The sequence below is a fragment of the Candidatus Thermoplasmatota archaeon genome, from assembly GCA_038884455.1.
Classification (GTDB): domain Archaea; phylum Thermoplasmatota; class E2; order DHVEG-1; family DHVEG-1; genus JAWABU01.
Genome location: JAWABU010000013.1, coordinates 23,605 through 43,186 on the forward strand (window position 1 = coordinate 23,605; position 19,582 = coordinate 43,186).

The following is a 19,582-nucleotide window of genomic DNA, read 5'->3' on the forward strand; positions in this document are numbered from 1 at the left end:
GCGTCTTTTTTTATCAAAATGGTATATCATGAATGATATTAGAATGCTTGGTTTGGAGAGCAAGATGTTATAAACATGTGTATCTTTTCATAATAACATAACGAAGTGGACGCAGAGCATCATGAAGGAAAAAATCATGGAATATACGTATCAAGAGCTCGACCAGTTGCTTGATGCGCTCCTTGAAAAGAATCATCTTCCCTCGTTGATCTCCTATAAAGATACACAAGTCCATTACCAGCGGAAACACCAGATGCGAATTATTTTCATTGCACTCTATCGATTATTTAAAGCTCAATACTTTTATATGAATTTACTGCAGGATCAGTTAAAAAAATTAAAGACTACGGGACCTGTGTATCATGAGTTAAAAAAAACCCGTTGTTTGAAAAATCTTCGTACGTATCTCTATCTTTCAAAAGTTGGTTTAACTGATCTAGCACAACATCTCAACGGCGCATTTGATTATGTTCTGTGCATGCATTTTGCGTTTGCAACCATGCTCTACGATGCAGCATTTGATGTTCCGCTTTGTAGTAAATATCTCAAAGATTTTGATCAGTTTATCATGCAGAGGAAAAAAATAGAATCTTCTGATCCGTATCTGCTGGTGTTTCAAGAGTCAGTTGATACTATTGAACAACGCATTGGTTCTGAACATTTTGATGTTTTTATGAGCTATGTTCAAATTGAGCATATCAGCCAACTGATGAGCAGATATCAACGTTCTGATGTTTCTATTTCAAAAGGAGATCTCATGAAGATTACGTTTGCTAAAGGTGGCATCTCTGGGTTGGCATTGATGCATCTGTTCGTACCAACGATGAATCAAGAACAACGCGGTGCGATCTATGAGCTTGGTGCTGTGATGCAGCTGATTGATGATATCAGTGATATTAAAGAAGATGTAAAAATCGGGATCCGGACTCTCCCGAATCAGCGTCTACTTTCTTTTCAAGAACTCCAAGAACTGTATTATGGCACCGTGAATCATCTGATTGATGCATGTAACATGGATCCGTACACACCAAACGGAACACTTGATATGCTCTGTTGGTTTTCAGAGATCATCCTGAATAAACGGTACCAGAAACTCATGCATCATGTAGAATAGACATCATCCGTTGCTGAGCAATGCAACAAACGGGTCGATATCATTAAAGGTAATCTGCCCGTCTTGATTGATATCACCGTGTAAGGTTGCTTTGATGCGGTACTGCTGCTGATACCCATAGGGATCTGAGAGTGCAAGGACAAAAGGATCAATATCACCAAATGAAATCATACCGTCAAGGTTCAGATCACCGAGTTTGAATCGATGCATGAGTGGATACTGATCTTGGTTGTTGCCCCCAGCAATCGGATAGCTGCTGTCGCCGATGCCATCATAATTAGCATCAACTCCAGTGTAATCATCATAGTAATTGCCTTCATTGTTTCGACTCCATTTGTTTCTGCATTCATCAATGGCATGGTAGGTGTTATTGTATAATGTGTTATGATAAATACTGTTGTTATCTGATGCGTAGTAGAGCGGATGTCCGATATACCGAATTCTGATACCGTAGACGTTATCTGCAATTATGTTTTCAGTCAGGGTATTCATCCGTGACCCATCGCGGTAGTCTAAGAGAAGCTCAGAGGAGACGTAGACGCCGTGGAGATTTCTCGTGATGGTATTTCTCGTGATGGTGTTTGATGAGGAGAGTTCTACTTGGATACCAGCGATAGTGTTCATATAGATGTGATTTGCTGAAATGGTGTTGTGGTGGGAATGTTTTGAGAGAAGAATGCCTTTTTCGTTGGAATGAATGGTATTTCGGGTGATGGTATTGTAGCTGGATGTTGGGTAGAGGTAGAAAAGATCAGCAGTTGAGAGAAGACCAATGGTATTGTTCGTGAGAATGCAGTTAGCCACGGTTGATTGAACGACTGAGCAAAGGAGTATTCCATATTTTGCATGATGGCTTCTGACGGTAGTGATGGCTACATTGCTGGTGTTGACAACTGCGATACCGTAAACATCGAGATTTTTTACTGAGATGTTACGACAGGATATCAATGCAAGATAACCGGCAGCTACCGCATCGAGACAAAGGTTACTGTGGTGTTTGAGATAGATGATTGGTTTACTGTTCACGGTATTAGACGCATCAATGTCATGGTCAAACTGTTCGATGTCGCCTTCAACGGTAAAATCATAGGTGTTCAACCGAATATGGTTCCGTCGGAGTTTACATCCCAGGGAGTACCAGAGGAAAACACCGTGATTTGTGTTGTGCTCAACAATATTATCAGAAAAGTTGCATGCATCTGCTGCGAAGCAGAGAACACCGTCAGTATTGTTCTCGATGGTACAATTGGTAACCGTACAGAACATGGTAGTTTCAGAAAAAACAATGCCAACCTCGTTGTTTCTTGAAATGGTACAGTTTGAAATGATGGTTGATTGGGCAAGAGTACTTAGTTGTATACCTTGCGCATTATGCGTAACCAAAGAGTCTGTAATCATATTCAACTGAGCATGTTGTATGAGGATGCCGATCCTAGTGTCTTGTATAATGCACTGAGTAACAGTGTTCGAATCACCTGTGATTCGGATGCCGCTGGTAAACTCACCATACGATCCATGTTGGATGGTAAAACCTTGGATGGTTGCTCCATCTGCTGACACGGAAACGATGCATGATGCAGTATGTTTCCCATCAAGAATGGTTGAACGTGGATCTGCTCCTCGGAGGATAATTGATTTATCAAGAGTAATAACTTCAGAGTAGGTGTCGTCTTTGACAAGAATCATATGGCCGTCCATGGTGTCAACATCGGTGATTGCTTGTTGGATCGTGAAAAATATTTCTCCGGTATTCGTATTGATAATGTTTCTATAGGGATGTATCAATGGATAACGATCTTGATTACTTCCGCCAGCAATCTGATAGCTGCTGTCGCCGATGCCATCATAATTAGCGTCAACTCCAGTGTAATCATCATAGTAGTTTCCCCCACCAGATGGTCCATTGTCCCAAATGTTTGTTCCTTCATCATACGCATGCATAGGAGTATTGTCAAAAAAGTTGTTCAAAAATATCCTGTTCTGAGTTATCCCACTTCCAAGATACAGACCAGCATAGTCGTTCTGGACAAACACATTTCCAACAATCGTATTAGCATTACTCATTGACCACAATAGGAAACCAGAGTAGGTACTATTGGTTATCGTATTTGAAGAAAAGATATTCTGCGTGGTTTTAAATACAGAGACACCACTCCATCCGCTGTCATTGATTCGGTTATACGAAATTGTATTCTTGGAGGATTCGTGGAGTGTGAACCCGTCAAAACTACTTCCCACAACCGTATTCTTTGAAACACAAGAATACATTGACTGGTAGAGAAGAAGACCGTATCCGGAACTCTGAAGCACGGTATTCTGAACGATCGTATTGTTCGTTCCTTTCAGCGATATCCCCCCGCCACATTGAGAGACTGTATTGTTTGTAATCCAGCTCCGGTCGCTCTGAATCACAATTCCTGATGCTTGACAATTGGAAACGTAATTATGTTCAATGCGGTTATGAACTGCGCATTGATCTTTTTGAATAAAAATACCATGGTATGAATGCGTGATATGGTTTGCAGAAATCGTGGTCGCTGATGGGGATATGATAAAAAGTCCAATCAACGCGTCAGTAATATGATTGTTAGCGATGCGACTTTCTGAACAATTAACCAGGAGCAAACCTGTTTTTCCTTGTCCCTGAATCGTAAAACCAGTTATCTGAACTCTTCCCTGTTCTGCTTTAAGTACTTCTGGATAGATTGATGGGGCAGAAAGAACAACCACATCAGCATCCTCACCAGTAATGTTTGCAGATCGAACAATATTGATATGTTCTGTGTAAGTTCCAGCACGAACATAAATATCATCGGTTGACCCGGCAGCTTCAACAGCATCCTGAATGTATCGATAGGGGTGCTCATTGGTTCCTCCCCAGGGACCTTGAATGTTGTCATCATCAACGATAAAACAGGTATAGACATTATTCACAAACATCACGGTTGTATCTTGGTATATACCATCAGAACAATACACTGTTAAGCGAAGTGTGTAAACCCCATCTGGCAGCAATGTCGTATTAATCGTCCCAACAACTCCGTGTTGCACAGGGGCTGATGAGGTGTAAAGTTCAGTCCACGTTGTTGGAGATCTGGTACTTCCAAGTTCAAGAGTGTATGATTGGAATAAAACACCCCATGCAGTTCCGTAAACATCGATAACGCCACAGGCTTCTCCTGTTGGAGAAATGGGGTTGAGCTTAGCGATAGCTGGCTCTCTGCTCAGTGCTTTTGATGCATTGATACGTCCATGACCAAAAGGTACTGAGACATTCAGAACATCAACTGCTTGCATTAGAATTGTTTGTGCTGACTGTTGAGTGTGATTTGTTGTTTTTGACAGCATCAAGCCAAGTAATCCTGCAACATGTGGGCAGGCCATGCTTGTTCCATTCGCAACGTAATATTTCGCAGTGGGGTCATAGGGTGGAACGAAATGAGAACCAGGTCGTCCAAACAACGCATACATATCTGTATCTCGTGCTCGCAGAGAAAGGATTTCAACACCTGGTGCACTGACATCAACCAGGTTTCCCCAATTTGAGAACACTGCTTTCTGATCAAGGTGGTCAACCGCAGCAACTGTAATCACCTCTTCTTTCATATTTTGAGGGCTGTAAAATTGAACATCATCATTACAGTTACCTGCAGCAAACACTACAAGGCAACCAGCTGCATAGGCGTATCGAACTGCTGTTTCAAGAACAGGATCAGATGGAAATTGAAATGGATACCCCCAGCTATTACTGAGGATCTGAGCACCGTTATCTGCAGCATATTGAATTCCTGCAGCAAGATCCTCAGGCCATCCTGATCCTTCATAATCTAACCCTTTCACTGGCATAACTGAACAGTTCCACATAACTCCGACGATTCCTCGTGCATTGTTTCCGACTGCTGCAATGGTTCCAGCACAGTGCGTTCCATGGCCATGGTCATCGATTGGATCATTGTCATGGTTGACAAAATCCCAACCAATAATATCATCAACAAATCCATTGTGATCATCATCAATACCATTAAAATCCATATCATCAACAACATGATTCTGATTGATATCCTCACCATGATTAATCCATATGTTTTCATGAAGATCTTCATGGTTGTAATCAACACCGGAGTCAATCACTGCAACCACAACATTTTCTGAACCTACTGTTGTGTCCCATGCGCTGCGTGCTTGAATATTGTAAAGCCCGTAGAGATCTCTGAAATTTTGACCCCAACTTCCACTGGTAGAGTAGTAGGGATCATTAGGGATATCATATGCTTTCACAGCATAGCTTGGTTGTGCATACTCAACACCGGGGAGTTGTTGGTATTTGAGAACCTCAGCTGGTATATCGATGTTGGGAGGCACCTTTAAAACAAACCATTGGCTAAGACCGCATGCTTCTTTTGCTGCACTATTCTTTGGTTGGTTATGCAAAGAAAATAACGGTTTCACCGATTGAATCGGTGCAAAAGACTGCTGGTCAAAACCTTGCATATGTTTGATTATTGCTATACTATCTTCTGATGAACTATAAGGAGATAAAGACACATCAGAGGTAAATTTAATAAGAATTGTTCCGGGAGCATATCTATCCGTGTTGCGAAATGAGAACTCAGGAAATTTGTTTTCACTGTTGTCTTCACATCTAGTTGTTTTCGAAAAACATGGATGGGTGTCTGGCAGTGACCTCATATTCTGACTGAATGTACCAGCAGTGTTTTTGTAGCAAATAAACTCATCGTTGAACGGAGCTTCTGTTTTCGCAGTTGAAAAAGGTATAATTCCTACCGTGAGTATAATACTCAGGATCGTTGCACTTGCTTTCAAAAGTATAGATTTTCTTCTTTGTAAAAAAGTTGTTCTCATTATTTTCCCCCTATCAAAAAAACGTAGTATTACCTACATTTTTTGCTAAGCTTTTATCTAATTAGATGTATATAAACTATGTGATTCAAATATTAGATTAGTTATATGTGGTTGTCTGAGGAAGAGGGTCATCAAGCATCAATTTCAACTGTTTTAGAGATTTCAATGGCACAATAGGGCTTGTTCTGAATTATAATACTCAGAAATGATCTCTGCAAATTGATACCCAAGATTTCTGATTTCTTCATATGTTAAATCAAATGTATCGTCATCCAGATTTTTTGCAGATGAATCACTATATTTTTCCATATTTACATCCTCTGAGATTCGAAGTCAAGCAAAATGATCACTCTTTCTGCACCATATATGTATGAGACTCTCATTTTATACTGTTTTTCTTCAAAGAAAAAAGTGTTGCATAAAAGAGAGACTGTCAACTTAAGACACCTCCAAGAGAAGATTATACAAACCAGTCCAAGCAATAGACCATTGATTAATACTCTGTAAAGAGCTACGATGTGGAAAACGCTTCCAGAAGCGTTTCACACGGGCTTTATACTGATTATACCACTGCTCAATATGATTTCTTTCTCCAAAAGTTTGGTGTTCCCATTCCAGACCCAATCTCTGTAAAGCCCAGCGATACCAAGGACCACCATCAACCAGGATTTTAGGTTTATCCTCACAAGTATTCAAAACAAGTTTCAGAAAGTAGAGTGCATCAAAAGATGTCCTACTAACTGAGATATAAACCGCGAGGACAACATGATCCTCAATATCAATTGCATTCCAAATATAGATCTGTCGTCCTTCCCAGTTAACCTTGGTTTCATCCACAGCGATGACCTTTCGTTGTTTATTCTCAGGACAAAAAAATGTGGCACATCTTTTGTACCATTTTCGTAATGCCTCATATGAAAATGGTTCTAGATTTCCGATGATTTTACTGGTTTTCCTATAGGAAAGACCAGCGTGATAGATAAGTATTGCTATCACTTTTGTTTCGTGGCTTGTCCTTTGCATCACAAAGATTTTTCTATCTTCTAACAATTCTACTATTCGATTGAGCATACCCATCCTCTGTTTGCTTATAGAGTGGAATGGGTTGCTCAATTAAAAAAATAATTCCTTAAGTTGACACTCTCACAACCAGCAAGAGTTAATTATAAAAACCAGGATATGATTTGATACATACAATGGAACCTGTATGCTCTAACACCCGTATTCTTCTCCTATCAATGCCATATGCTCAAATCGACATACCCAGCATACAACTACCCCTACTCAAAACATATCTTCAGCAAAGAAACATACCAGTTCACACACAACATCTGTACCTCAAAGCAGCAGAAATCTACGGCTTATCCTCCTACCTTTCACTCATCACACCACCCCATACACCATACACCTCTCAAATGATTTTTACCAAATACCTATTCCCTGATCACTGGTCCGTCACAAAAGATCAAATACAACAAAAATACGAACAACAAAACGCTATAAAAAAAGACCAACAAAACAATCTAACCTTTGATGATTACGAACAACGAACCGATCAATTCTACCACTGGACTCTCAACAACATTAGCTGGCAAAACTATGATCTCATTGGTTTTACCGTAAACTACGGTCAACTTCTCCCCTCGCTAGCACTAGCACATACCATCAAACAACGATGGCCTGATAAAAAAATCATCCTCGGCGGGAGCAGGACAACAGCAGATCTCGGCATCGGAATCCTTAAAGCATTTCCTTTTATTGACTATGCTGTTTCTGGAGATGGAGAAGAGGCACTCTACCAACTTGCTACAGCACAGCCAGAAAACACAATCCCTGGTTTAATCTACCGCTCCAACAACACCGTCGTATCAAACTCCATGCAAACAACACTTGACCTCAACACACTCCCCATACCAGACTACACAGATTTTTACCACGACATCTCCCAGGTAACCGATGATATCGCCTGCTATTTCCTCTACCATGGCAAACTCCCTGTTGAAATATCACGAGGCTGCCAATGGAACAAATGCACCTTCTGCAACCTAGCATTCCAGCATAAAAACTACCGAGAAAAAAAAACAGAACGAATCATCGAAGAAATACAGACGCTATCACAAACCTATCAAATGCTCCAATTTCACCTCATCGGAAACACACTGCCGAAAGAAAACCTCCACCTGCTCGTAGAAAAACTCAAACCCCTCAACCTGTTCTTCTTTGCAGAAGCACGGGCAGACCAACTCACCCGCGACGACTACACCTTACTCAAAGAAGCAGGATTCAACACAATCCAAACAGGAATCGAGTCATTCAGCAAACACTACCTCAAAAAAATGAACAAAGGAACCCGCGTCATCGACAACATCGCAGCACTCAAATACTGTCAAGAAAACCACATCACCAACCTCTACAACCTCATAATCCACTACCCAAACGAAGACCGTCAAGACTACGAAGAAACCAAAAAAATCGTTGAAAAAATACAAACCTATCTTGACCCGCCGCAACTCGCTGAACTTTGCATCCTCTACGGAAGTAAAATCTACCAGCACCCAGAACAATTCAACATCCAAAAACTCGAACCAACAAGCCACGACACCCTCATGTTCCCACCAGACATACTCAAAAACAATTTTTCCTTTGTCTACACCGCTACACCAATAATTCCAAACCCGCCACAAAACGACTGGGACAACCTTATCACCACGTGGAATAACCATGCCCATCAACGAAAAGAAAAAATCAATACCAGTACCAATCCGTTTAGCCGGTATGTTTTTTACTATGTAGATGTTCATTCATTTCTCAAGATATATGACCATCGCGACCCAAAATTTTTCAAATACTATGTCCTTGAAAACATAGAGAGAGATATTTTTCTCACCTGTACCACAATCACAAGCCTTACTGAACTTCACGACAAATACCCAACACTTCCGGACTACGAACTCGCAGCGATACTTAATACATTCGAACAGCAAGACCTCCTCTACCACGAAGACAATTACTACCTATCATTACCTTTAGATTTCATGAAACTCAACCACCGGACAAGACCACAACCTACAAAACAACCAGGCCTGCTCCTCGCGACACCTGCTTAACCAAAACAAAAAAAAACATACCCACGGGAAAAAAAGATGAACCATGAAATCATCATCATCGGTGCAGGACCTGCTGGAGCATATCTTGGATATCTACTCGCATCCCAAGGCTATACCCCTCTTCTTTTTGATCATACCCACCCACGAGAAAAACCCTGTGGAGGGGGACTTACTGCACTAGCGGTGAGAAAATTTCCTATACTTCAAAAAACACCGAACAAAAAACTCCTTGATGATCCAATTACTCTCATCGCTCCTGATGGAACAGCTGTATCTACGTATGGGAAAAAAGACTGCATCCTCATCTCACGGTTAGATCTTGACACGATGCTGGTCACTGAAGCACAAAAAAACGGATGCATCCTTATCAAAGAACGCGTTGAAAACATCACCTATGCAAACAAAACCTGGACGCTTCATACACCACAGAAAACCTATACCAGTACTCTTATTGTTGGTGCCGATGGAGTTCAGAGCATTCTGCGAAAAAAAACAACCGGTCCCATACCACACCAGCATCTTGGCGTCTGTTACGGCTGCTTTGCAACAACCACGACACCACAACCAGGAAGCATACGTTTTTTCCCAGGCATCAAAGGCTACGCCTGGTGTTTTCCAGCAAAAGACCGCTACAACCTCGGAATCGGCGTACCATATTCCCATGCATCACACCTCAAAACCTTATTTCACCAGTTTCTCACCACCCATTATCCCGCCATGAACCTTCAAAAAACATGGGGGGCATATATACCTTCAGCCTCATCAAGTGATTTTTTCACAACACCGTGCGCTGGAAAAAACTGGATGCTTCTAGGCGATGCAGCAGGACATGTTGATCCTATTATGGGCGAAGGAATAACCTATGCACTCTGGTCAGCAGAACAAGCAAGCATCGCCATTCAAAACAATGATATCCTGTCGTATGATCGATTATGGAGAAACGCATACGGTAAAAGGCTTGTTACTAGCTGTCAACTCAGAAACTATTTCTATCACCAGTGGTTTCTCAACAACCTCATACATCTGGCAGCCACCAGTGAAACACTGACTGATCTTATCTATAAAAAAATGATGAACTGGTACAGTTTCGAAGAGTTTTTCATTCGCCTGCTCCTGAAAACACCACGTATCACACGTCAATACCTTAGCATGCACACTAAATAACACGTCTCTGAGTTACCGCAGAAACGTGCTGACAAACTGATCAACCTCAGGAACACCACCTTGAAGAATAATATATCCATTATGCGGCTCACGTTCAGTAATCTCACCAGCAATCGGAGTCAACATCATCTTTTTAACTTCATCAGGATTCGCCGTATGCCCAAGCACCCAACACAGCTTCATATACGCAACCTCCGGCAGCATATTCTGCGCAGGAACAACCCCAAGCTTCATCAAATCACGACCCGTATCATACACATACATCTGTACATATCCCCACAACGTCTGAACCGTCATATACACTGCAATTCCCTCCTCCACAGCACGTTGCAACGGTGCATACAACGGTTTATTCACATGACCAAGACCAGTTCCTGCAATCACAATCCCTTTATACCGATGATCAATCAACGACTCAATCATATCAGGATGCATATTTGGATAATAATACACAATTGCAACTTTTTCTTCAAACGCAGTATCGATAACCACCTCACGGTCGTTCCGACGTTTATTGTAATCCTTCCGGAAATACCGAAACTCCGTCGGACTCACCATCCCGAGAGGTATGTCACCAATTGTTCGAAACGTACTCCGATAACTACTATGCATCTTCCGAACCCGCGTGCCCCGATGCAGCAGGTTATACTGATCACTCGTCGGGCCAAACATACACACCATCACCTCAGCAATGTCACAAAACGCTGCTGTCCGCGTCCCATTAATCAAATTTAATGCTGCATCACTCGACGGCCGGTCCGATGACCGCTGCGAACCAACCAACACGATCGGAACTGGTGGTTTCTGCACCATAAACGAAAGAATCGCACCGGTATGATGCATCGTATCAGTCCCATGACCAATGATGATACCATCAACACCAGCTTCAATCTCCTGACCGATTGCTTTTGCCAACGTGATATACTGTTCAGGCCCCATATTCTCACTAAAAATACCAAACAACTTCTCAGTTTTCAAATTACAAATACCAGCCAGTTCAGGAACAGCACCATACAACTCACCAGGAGAAAACGCAGGAATTACCGCTCCAGTTCGATAATCAAGACGAGATGCAATCGTTCCCCCAGTTCCAAACAAAGTCACATTTGGTTTATTCGGATCCTTCGGAAACTCAGACTCCGGAATCTTATAATGTCCCTCCTTATACCCAACCTCTTCGACCGCCTGAATCGAATCAACCTTGATCCCAACATTATACCCATTGTGAAGCTTTAACACGATATGCTGATCATCCTCAATCTCAGCACGAGGGAGAATAATACCTTGAAACGTACCACGAGATGACGTAATTACGACATCACTCCAAACTTTCACTCCAAACTGCATGAGTTTTTCTTTTGCAGCACCACGATACCCTTTATAGAGATCATCACGAACCATCTCAATCACCAAAGCTATTTACTGCATACCACCGATAAACGAACAAGACCTATAAAGAAATACTGCCCTCAGAAAAAAACCAAAAAAACACGAGGAACATCGGCGTAATATTTAGATAGACTCATCGCATTTGCCCCGTACCGATGAACCAAACATATCACCTCGATGATGATGCCTACTTTAAACACCTCGGATTACAATGCGGTTTAGAAATTCATCAACAGCTCAATACTGATAAAAAACTGTTCTGTCGATGTCATGCAACCCTCCGCCGAGACAAACCAGACTCTCTCATTCTTCGACATATGCGACCAACTCTTTCAGAACTCGGTGAATACGACGGTACTGCACTCATGGAATTCAAAACCAAAAAAAACGTCATCTACCAACTCTACCACGATACCGTCTGCACCTACGAAATGGACGACACGCCGCCATTTCACCTCAACCCGCACGCATTGGATATTGCCCTCGAAATCGCCCTCCTTCTCAACTACAGCATCGTTGATGAACTCCACATCAGCCGTAAACAATACCTCGACGGCAGCATCCCAACCGGCTTCCAACGAACTGGTATTGTCGGCGTTGAAGGATGGATTCCCTACAAAGATCGAAAAATACGACTCATCCAACTCGGACTTGAGGAAGACGCCTGCCGAGAAATCAGCGACCAAGGTCATCAGATCGTTTTCAAAACCGACCGTCTCAGCATCCCTCTTGTCGAAGTAGTAACCTACCCCGATATCCAAACACCGCAAGAAGCTGGAGACGTTGCACGTCTCATCGGACGAATCCTTCGGTCAACCGGCAAAGTACGACGAGGACTTGGCAGTATCCGTCAAGATGTCAACGTCAGCATCACGGGTGGCACACGTATCGAACTCAAAGGCATCTCAAAACTCCAGTACATACCTCGCGCAGTAGCTATTGAAGCACAACGACAAAAAGCCTTGCTTACGATCCGCGACGAACTCAGACTTCGTGGTATCACTGACAAAACCTTTTCAAGTGAACACAAAGACGTCACCACCCTCTTCAAGCACACCCGCGTTCCACGATTCAAGGAAACATTACGACACAAAGGTATCATTGCCGGCATCCTACTCCGAAATTATGCCGGCATCCTTGATATGCCAACACAACCTGGGAAAACATTTGCAGATGAACTTGCAGGTCGCGTCCGAGTTATCGCCTGCCTTGACAGTATGCCGAATATTCTTATCAACACCAAGTTTCAAAACTTTGGCGTAAGTACCAAAGAAATCAAAACCCTAGAACGTCTCTTCTCTATGAAACCAACTGATGCATTGGTTCTCGTTTGGGGTCCTCCTGATGATGTGCACACTGCACTTGAAGAAATCAAACAACGTGCCGTCGAAGCAACCAATGGCGTCCCCTCTGAAACAAGACAAGTTTTCCCAACAGGCATCAACGACTTCGAACGCATTCTTCCCGGACCCAATCGGATGTATCCAGATACTGACACGCCACCGACATCGATACCACAAAACAGACTTGAAACCATCCGAAAAAACATGCCTCAGCACCTCTGGGAAACAGAACGTCAACTCCGCGACCTAGGAATACCCTCGTTTCTTGCAACAAAACTGAGCATTTCAAAGAACCTGTCGCTTTTTCAAAAAATTATCAAAGATTTCAACCTGCAGCCAATGCTTGTTGCAGTTACTCTTGAAGAAACACTCACGTTTTTACGTAGAAAAGGAACACCAGTTCACCAGCTATCAGATCAGACGCTCTATCAGGTTTTTCAAGGATATCATGACAAAAAATTCAGCAAAGAAGCACTCCCTGTACTTCTCGAGTTTCTCGCGAACCATCCAGACACAACAGTTTCTGAAGCCCTCACAACATTACAGATAACACCGCTCTCACATCAAGATCTTGAAAAACTTGTTGAGAAAATCGTAGCACAATACAAGCAGTCTTCCCGAACTTCGCTTTCTTTTCATCACATCATGGGCGAGGTCATGAAAGAAGCACGCATGCGCATCGATGGAAAAACAATAAGCGACCTGGTGTATAAAAAACTCCAACACGATCGCAGAACAAAAACCACATGACCTCTTGAAAAAGAATGTTTGTTCGCACCATCTGCTTTTTCCTTTACCCTCAACTCATCTTCTTTTTCTCATACAGACTTCGCGCCCAGTAGACAAACGGGGTATCGCAAACACCAATAACAACTTTCATGATCATCGACGTGCTAAAAATCTGAAGGATAATCTCTGGTGAAAACACACCAACAAATGCAAGTACGGTAAACATACTCGTATCAATACTCTGACTCAGAAACGTTGAAAAATTATTTCTAAACCACAAATATCTTCGGCGATGTCTATCTTTCAACTTCGCAAAAAGATACACATCAAGAGTTTGCGACACGAGATACGCAGTTAAACTTGCAAAGGTAATACGAGGCAAAAACACAAACAGCGCAGAAAGATGATCACTGACAAAATCAGATTCATCAGGAATAAATGTAATCGTCATCTGCATCAATACGGTCACACAGATCAAAACAAAAAAACCAATCAAAACTGCTTTCTGCGCCTCTTTTTTTGAATAATTTTCTGTAAGAATATCTGTCGTTAAAAACAACGACGAATACACTACATTCCCAAGCGCGGTAACCATCCCAAAAATCTCAACAGTTTTCATCACCTCAATATTTGCAACAATAACAACAACTGCCATCCAAACAAATAAACCATTTTTACCAAACAACCGATAGGCAGCAATCACCATACAGAAACAGAGAAGAATCGACCCAATCCACAACAACTCGTTGATCATCCACAGACGAAAATATTTATTTTACTTATATTTTTCTCCTCAGCATGGGTTTCTTACAGTTCACAGTCAAAGCAACAGATGGCAACGCCAGAACCGGCATCCTTCGCCTTCACCATGGAACCGTCCACACACCAGAACTCATACCAGTTGCAACCAAAGCAACTGTCAAAGCACTCTCAGTTGATGATCTCAATGAAATCGGAGCACAAATCCTCATCTGCAACACCTACCATCTCATGCTGCAACCTGGAGCAGATATCATCGCAGATCATGGTGGCCTGCATCGTTTCATGAACTGGAATAAACCACTCATCACCGACAGCGGTGGATTCCAAGCATTCTCCCTAGGTTTAGGCAAAGAACATGCTGTTGGCAAACTCTTTTTTCCCGGCGAAGAATATACCCACAGCAAGCCGTCTGGTAAATCAATCGTCACCATCACAGATACAGGGATACACTTTCGATCAATTTACGACAATTCACGACAATTTTTGTCACCTGAAAAATCAATAAAAATCCAAGAAAAACTCGGTGCAGACATGATTTTAGCTTTAGACGAATGCACCTCGCCACTATCGTCAAAAACATACACTGCACAAAGCCTTCACCGGACCCATCAATGGGCACAGACATGCCTCAACACACATACCACGAAACAGGCACTCATCGGCATCGTCCAAGGTGGACACTGGAAAGACCTTCGTCTCAGCAGTGTTCATCATCTCGTTTCACTCCCCTTTGACGGATACGCAATCGGCGGTTCTCTTGGAAAATCAAAAAAAGATATGTACCGAATTCTCAACTGGGTTACTCCAAATCTACCTGAAGACAAACCACGACATCTCCTCGGCATCGGCGTCGTTGAAGATATCTTTGAATCAGTTGAACGAGGTATTGATCTGTTTGACTGCGTATCACCAACTCGAATGGCACGGAGTGGTTTTGTCTCTTTGACGCCACCCCTTGGAACCAAAACCAACAAATATCGACTGCAACTTGCATCATCAAAATACCGTAACGATAAACAACCGCTCGACCCCCACTGCACCTGCAAAGTATGTGCCTCATATTCTCGAGCGTATCTCCATCATCTCTTCAAAACCCAAGAACTACTAAGTTTTCATCTCCTCAGTTACCACAACCTCTATTTCATGCTCAACCTCATGCGTGACATCCGAGAAGCAATCAACACTGGTACATACCAACAGCTGAAAAAAACATGGATAAAAATCAAATAGCGATACTGGATAAAAGGTCTCATATGAAAGTAACTTGCCCGCGATGCAGCAGAAGAGTCACCCTCCAAGGAAGAAAAAACAGGGTATGTGCTTGTGGTGAGCTGCTCAACTATCGACATTTTTTACATGAAAAAATCACCTACGATGTGTACCTTGCTGACGCAAATGTGTTGATCTACGCGTTTGAGAAAAGAAGCCACCAGCGACGGTATTGTTACACTGTTGTCATGCTCCGATCTCCATCCATAGTAATCGCAACAACACAACACATCATTGACGAGGTAGGTCCTGTTATTCAACAGTATCTCCCAGCAACATTTCTGGTTTATACCGTCCGAAAAATTCCTCCTGAACTCCAAGAAATTAAAACCAATGTTTTTAAACAACCATCACTCTCTGATTTCTCCTTGATACAAGCAGCCTGTGAACATCCTGAAGTCAAAGGAATTATCACCTATGATCGTGATTTTGGTCGAATTGCAACCTCAGGTTTTATAGAGAAAAAATCCTCGGTGAAGTTTTGGTTAGGCGATGCTCAAGAATTTATAGAAAAACATAGGATCGCCATCAAACGCCAGGATGAACATCTAAGATATGACCAATAACTAAACTTAGAATCCAACACTCTCTCGTAGTATTGTTTTAAACCTTGTTATATAACACCGTGAAGGATTTTTAAGATGAGGGTTGTTTTTCCCCGCGTCTCAGCCGGTAATTGCAATGATCTGAGGAAGGGGAAAAGATATTTAGTAATTTGAGAACAACGGTCTCGTTCTTTGTATTCTATTGTCGTTGGACCTTTCCACCAGGGATTGGACTCTATGAGAATGTCATGGATGTTTGGCATGTTCGTTTAACCTATATTCTATTTTACGTTAAATGTAATTAACGTAGATTCCTTCGATCTTTTGATGGAAAAAACATTATTCAACCATCGATCATGAGAAAGTAATGTATGGACCCGGTAGATTTTAGTTAATCAATTGAAGATGGTTTTTTCAGCACAATCCTTAAATATTCTCAATTATATACACCAAAGTTAACAATAATGTTAATCATGGTGTATAAAAATGAGAAACAACCTCGTTGAAAAACTTGCTAACAAAAAAACGTTCACCATAGAAGATGCACAAAAAACAAGTTCTATCAACAAAGCAGTCCTCAGAGTAATTCTCTCCCGGCTTCAGAAACAAGGATACATCGAACGCATAGAAAAAGGAAAATACATGATCATCCCGCTTGGAGCCAAAAAAGGAGCCTACACCCTAGATGAATTTGTCATCGGTTCCCTACTGGTTACTCCCAGTATTGTTGCCTATTGGTCAGCATTACACTATCACGGACTTACTGAACAAATCCCACGTACCGTCTTCCTTCAAACAACCGCCCGAAAGAAAAAACAAGAGATCATCATCTTTGGCGTCACCTACAAAATCGTACGAATCAAAAAAGAAAAAATCTTCGGAACTGAATATGCCTGGTTCGAAGATAAAAAAATCACTATCACCGATAAAGAAAAAACCATTATCGACTGCCTTGACAAACCGCACTATAGCGGCGGCATCATCGAAGTAGCAAAAGCACTCAAAACGCAAGACTACGACACACAAAAGCTTTCTGTCTACGTACAGCAGTTAAAAAACACGGCAGTTCTCCGAAGGCTCGGTTACCTCTGTGATACATTACATATATCGATACCATTGCCAACAATACAAACAAGAAACTACGTGATGCTTGACCCAACACAACCAAAAACAACTACTACTCATAAGAAATGGAGACTTATCATAAACGAAGATATCGAGGTATTGGAATGATCCCTGAGAATGAAATCAAAGCATTCGCACGTACCTTCGAAATACCAGCGAGCACAATTGAACGAGACTACGCACAAAACTGGTTACTTGCGTTTCTTCCTACAATGGCGTTGAAGGGGGGAACCGGATTACAAAAATGCTACTTCAAAAATTATCGATTCTCTGATGATCTTGACTTCACGCTTCTCGAACCTGTACCCCTAGAAAAGATGAAAAAACAAATCAATGACACCATCAACAAAGTAAAAAACGAAGCAGGTATCAACTTCTCACAACAAATAGAAACAGAAGAAGTAGAAAACGGCTATCTCTTCGTTGTCTACTTTCGAATACTTAGAAAAACAGGTGATCCTCTCAAGATAAAACTCGATATCACGAAAAAAGAAAACGAATGCATTATGACACCGGTACAACAAAAGACCATTCTCCAAACATATTCCGATAGATTGGATATACGAACAACAGTCTATTCTTTAGAAGAAATGTTCGCGGAAAAAACTAGAGCACTCTTCGAACGAACACGGCCCCGGGATCTCTACGATGTTTGGTACCTTCGTAAGAACACAACATTCGATTCAGAACTGTTCAAAAAGAAATGTGAGTTCAGACATCTTACCTTAGATATCAATGACATAATTTCCAGAAAGCAAAAATTTGAAAACGCTTGGAAAAACTCACTGCAACACCAAATGAAAAATTTACCAAATGTAAAAATGGTGTTCGATGACGTGGTTCTATTTCTAAGGAAATATATCTGAGATTATAGGCCTGGGAGTATTCACCGTTTTCTAGGAGAAAGCCGTCCAAGGAAAACCTCTATTATTAGCATATCTTGGACTCGGGAGATGACGTGCTCGAACCTTCTAAGACGAGAAAGATAGAGCTTTTGGATGACTCGGTACTTACTTCAGAAGTGAGTAAAAAGACAAGAAATATCTCTGAAAAGTTGCGGTTGAGGAACATGATATCCGAAACATGAGAAGATCGGGCATAACCCTACCAAGATTTCATGAGGAAAGAAGCCACTTCCAAAGAGGAATATGGTATATCTGCTTTCCATCAATGGTTTTTTTTGCTTCATAATCCCAAGTTATCACAAGAAGATTGTTACAATGCAGATCCTTCGATGAACTCAATAACGCAGTGTACTCTCTATCAGCTACTTCTCCCTCATCTGAAGCCGAGGTAACCTGAATTGCTTGTTGTACGCGAGGACCTTTTTTTATAACGAAATCTACTTCCCGTTGCCTATGATCCTTCCAGTAATACAGTTCTGACTCTGGATCCCAGTACGATTTTCTTCTCAAAAGATCCACTGCAACCACGTTCTCCATGAGTTTTCCAAAATTCTCTGACACTTTAAACGAGACTGTATTGATGATGCCTGTATCTATACAGTATATTTTTTTCGGTGCGATCATGTGATGTTTTAACTTAAACGAAAATCGCTCGATAATAAAAAAAAGGTAGGCAGTTGATAAGTAATCAATGTAGTTTTTAATCGTATGAACATTTTTGACAGCAATGATGTTCTTTAATTTTGTAAAAGTTATCTCCTGAGCAACGTTCGACATCAAATATTTACTCAACTCTTTGAACGTTGTTTTGTTTCTTATTCTATATCGGAGCAGAATATCCCTTTGGATGATATCTTCATAGGTTTTCAGGAGTATTGATTTCCCAAACTTGTGAACCTCTGGGAAACCGCCAAGGGAGATATAGTCTCTGACGAGGTTCTTAATTTCAGATATTTTTTTCGTTGAATACAGTGCTTCTCTCGATGGAGTTTTTCCTTTCAGAGCCAAAAATTCTTGAAACGAAAAAGGATACAGAGTGAAATCACTGTACCTTCCGGTGAGACGGGTAGCAAGCTCTCCAGATAAAAGTTTTGAGTTACTCCCTGTTAATATCACCTTTTTCGTTCGTCTCAACCGATTCGCGAAGAGTTCCCATCTCTCTACGTTTTGGATTTCGTCAAGGACAACATAGTCTATATTTGAACCGTAGAGCTCATAAAACGCTTGAAGAACGAGATCAAGTTTCTCAGGCTTGAAATCAACAAGT

Annotated in this window: 14 protein-coding genes; 8 read left to right on the plus strand and 6 right to left on the minus strand. The window is 41.6% G+C overall.

Annotated features, from left to right (window positions below; all coding sequences use genetic code 11):
* Positions 1–121: 121 nt before the first annotated feature.
* Entirely contained in the window at positions 122–1,114 is a 993-nt protein-coding gene (locus tag QXL17_03525; GenBank protein ID MEM4258206.1) for a hypothetical protein, read from the plus strand.
* A gap of 3 nt (positions 1,115–1,117) precedes the next feature.
* Here QXL17_03525 and QXL17_03530 read toward each other — a convergent pair whose 3' ends face one another.
* The 3 genes from QXL17_03530 to QXL17_03540 all read right to left on the minus strand — a co-directional run bounded on the left by QXL17_03530 (position 1,118) and on the right by QXL17_03540 (position 7,048).
* A complete protein-coding gene (locus QXL17_03530; protein MEM4258207.1) occupies positions 1,118–5,977 on the minus strand; it encodes a NosD domain-containing protein in 4,860 nt (1,619 codons plus the stop codon).
* Between the two features lie 162 nt (positions 5,978–6,139).
* Positions 6,140–6,286 (minus strand): hypothetical protein, encoded by a 147-nt coding sequence (locus QXL17_03535; GenBank protein ID MEM4258208.1) that lies wholly within the window; start codon positions 6,284–6,286, stop codon positions 6,140–6,142.
* A 129-nt stretch (positions 6,287–6,415) separates the two neighbouring features.
* Positions 6,416–7,048 (minus strand): DDE-type integrase/transposase/recombinase, encoded by a 633-nt coding sequence (locus QXL17_03540; GenBank protein ID MEM4258209.1) that lies wholly within the window; start codon positions 7,046–7,048, stop codon positions 6,416–6,418.
* A gap of 125 nt (positions 7,049–7,173) precedes the next feature.
* Here QXL17_03540 and QXL17_03545 point away from each other — a divergent pair, with 125 nt between their 5' ends.
* Together QXL17_03545 and QXL17_03550 are read left to right on the plus strand one after the other, a co-directional pair.
* Positions 7,174–9,084: a RiPP maturation radical SAM C-methyltransferase gene (locus tag QXL17_03545; GenBank protein MEM4258210.1), complete on the plus strand. Its 1,911-nt coding sequence runs from the start codon at positions 7,174–7,176 to the stop codon at positions 9,082–9,084.
* Positions 9,085–9,120: 36 nt separating this feature from the next.
* Positions 9,121–10,248 (plus strand): NAD(P)/FAD-dependent oxidoreductase, encoded by a 1,128-nt coding sequence (locus tag QXL17_03550; protein MEM4258211.1) that lies wholly within the window; start codon positions 9,121–9,123, stop codon positions 10,246–10,248.
* Between the two features lie 12 nt (positions 10,249–10,260).
* Here QXL17_03550 and gatD read toward each other — a convergent pair whose 3' ends face one another.
* On the minus strand, positions 10,261–11,649 hold the full coding sequence (gatD, locus tag QXL17_03555) for a Glu-tRNA(Gln) amidotransferase subunit GatD (GenBank protein ID MEM4258212.1): 1,389 nt from the start codon (positions 11,647–11,649) through the stop codon (positions 10,261–10,263).
* A gap of 143 nt (positions 11,650–11,792) precedes the next feature.
* Here gatD and gatE point away from each other — a divergent pair, with 143 nt between their 5' ends.
* A complete protein-coding gene (gene gatE / locus QXL17_03560) occupies positions 11,793–13,730 on the plus strand; it encodes a Glu-tRNA(Gln) amidotransferase subunit GatE (GenBank protein ID MEM4258213.1) in 1,938 nt (645 codons plus the stop codon).
* A gap of 49 nt (positions 13,731–13,779) precedes the next feature.
* Here the strand turns inward: gatE and QXL17_03565 are convergent, their stop codons facing one another.
* A complete protein-coding gene (locus QXL17_03565) occupies positions 13,780–14,451 on the minus strand; it encodes a queuosine precursor transporter (GenBank protein ID MEM4258214.1) in 672 nt (223 codons plus the stop codon).
* Positions 14,452–14,507: 56 nt separating this feature from the next.
* Here QXL17_03565 and tgt point away from each other — a divergent pair, with 56 nt between their 5' ends.
* The 4 genes from tgt to QXL17_03585 all read left to right on the plus strand — a co-directional run bounded on the left by tgt (position 14,508) and on the right by QXL17_03585 (position 18,276).
* Positions 14,508–15,701: a tRNA guanosine(34) transglycosylase Tgt gene (tgt, locus tag QXL17_03570; GenBank protein ID MEM4258215.1), complete on the plus strand. Its 1,194-nt coding sequence runs from the start codon at positions 14,508–14,510 to the stop codon at positions 15,699–15,701.
* A gap of 23 nt (positions 15,702–15,724) precedes the next feature.
* Positions 15,725–16,306 (plus strand): type II toxin-antitoxin system VapC family toxin, encoded by a 582-nt coding sequence (locus tag QXL17_03575; GenBank protein ID MEM4258216.1) that lies wholly within the window; start codon positions 15,725–15,727, stop codon positions 16,304–16,306.
* A 465-nt stretch (positions 16,307–16,771) separates the two neighbouring features.
* On the plus strand, positions 16,772–17,518 hold the full coding sequence (locus tag QXL17_03580; GenBank protein ID MEM4258217.1) for a type IV toxin-antitoxin system AbiEi family antitoxin: 747 nt from the start codon (positions 16,772–16,774) through the stop codon (positions 17,516–17,518).
* On the plus strand, positions 17,515–18,276 hold the full coding sequence (locus QXL17_03585) for a nucleotidyl transferase AbiEii/AbiGii toxin family protein (protein ID MEM4258218.1): 762 nt from the start codon (positions 17,515–17,517) through the stop codon (positions 18,274–18,276). The genes QXL17_03580 and QXL17_03585 overlap by 4 nt, the downstream gene beginning before the upstream one ends.
* A gap of 249 nt (positions 18,277–18,525) precedes the next feature.
* Here QXL17_03585 and QXL17_03590 read toward each other — a convergent pair.
* Positions 18,526–19,582, minus strand: a 1,057-nt coding sequence (locus tag QXL17_03590) for an ATP-binding protein (GenBank protein MEM4258219.1), incomplete at its 5' end; no start/stop codon positions are given.

What these genes read in the sequence shown, in the direction of transcription:
- QXL17_03525 (MEM4258206.1), top strand. Translation starts at nt 122, where the DNA reads ATGAAGGAAAAAATCATGGAATATACGTATCAAGAGCTCGACCAGTTG.
- QXL17_03530 (MEM4258207.1), bottom strand. Translation starts at nt 5,977, where the DNA reads ATGAGAACAACTTTTTTACAAAGAAGAAAATCTATACTTTTGAAAGCA.
- QXL17_03535 (MEM4258208.1), bottom strand. Translation starts at nt 6,286, where the DNA reads ATGGAAAAATATAGTGATTCATCTGCAAAAAATCTGGATGACGATACA.
- QXL17_03540 (MEM4258209.1), bottom strand. Translation starts at nt 7,048, where the DNA reads ATGCTCAATCGAATAGTAGAATTGTTAGAAGATAGAAAAATCTTTGTG.
- QXL17_03545 (MEM4258210.1), top strand. Translation starts at nt 7,174, where the DNA reads ATGGAACCTGTATGCTCTAACACCCGTATTCTTCTCCTATCAATGCCA.
- QXL17_03550 (MEM4258211.1), top strand. Translation starts at nt 9,121, where the DNA reads ATGAACCATGAAATCATCATCATCGGTGCAGGACCTGCTGGAGCATAT.
- gatD (MEM4258212.1), bottom strand. Translation starts at nt 11,649, where the DNA reads ATGGTTCGTGATGATCTCTATAAAGGGTATCGTGGTGCTGCAAAAGAA.
- gatE (MEM4258213.1), top strand. Translation starts at nt 11,793, where the DNA reads ATGAACCAAACATATCACCTCGATGATGATGCCTACTTTAAACACCTC.
- tgt (MEM4258215.1), top strand. Translation starts at nt 14,508, where the DNA reads ATGGGTTTCTTACAGTTCACAGTCAAAGCAACAGATGGCAACGCCAGA.
- QXL17_03575 (MEM4258216.1), top strand. Translation starts at nt 15,725, where the DNA reads ATGAAAGTAACTTGCCCGCGATGCAGCAGAAGAGTCACCCTCCAAGGA.
- QXL17_03580 (MEM4258217.1), top strand. Translation starts at nt 16,772, where the DNA reads ATGAGAAACAACCTCGTTGAAAAACTTGCTAACAAAAAAACGTTCACC.
- QXL17_03585 (MEM4258218.1), top strand. Translation starts at nt 17,515, where the DNA reads ATGATCCCTGAGAATGAAATCAAAGCATTCGCACGTACCTTCGAAATA.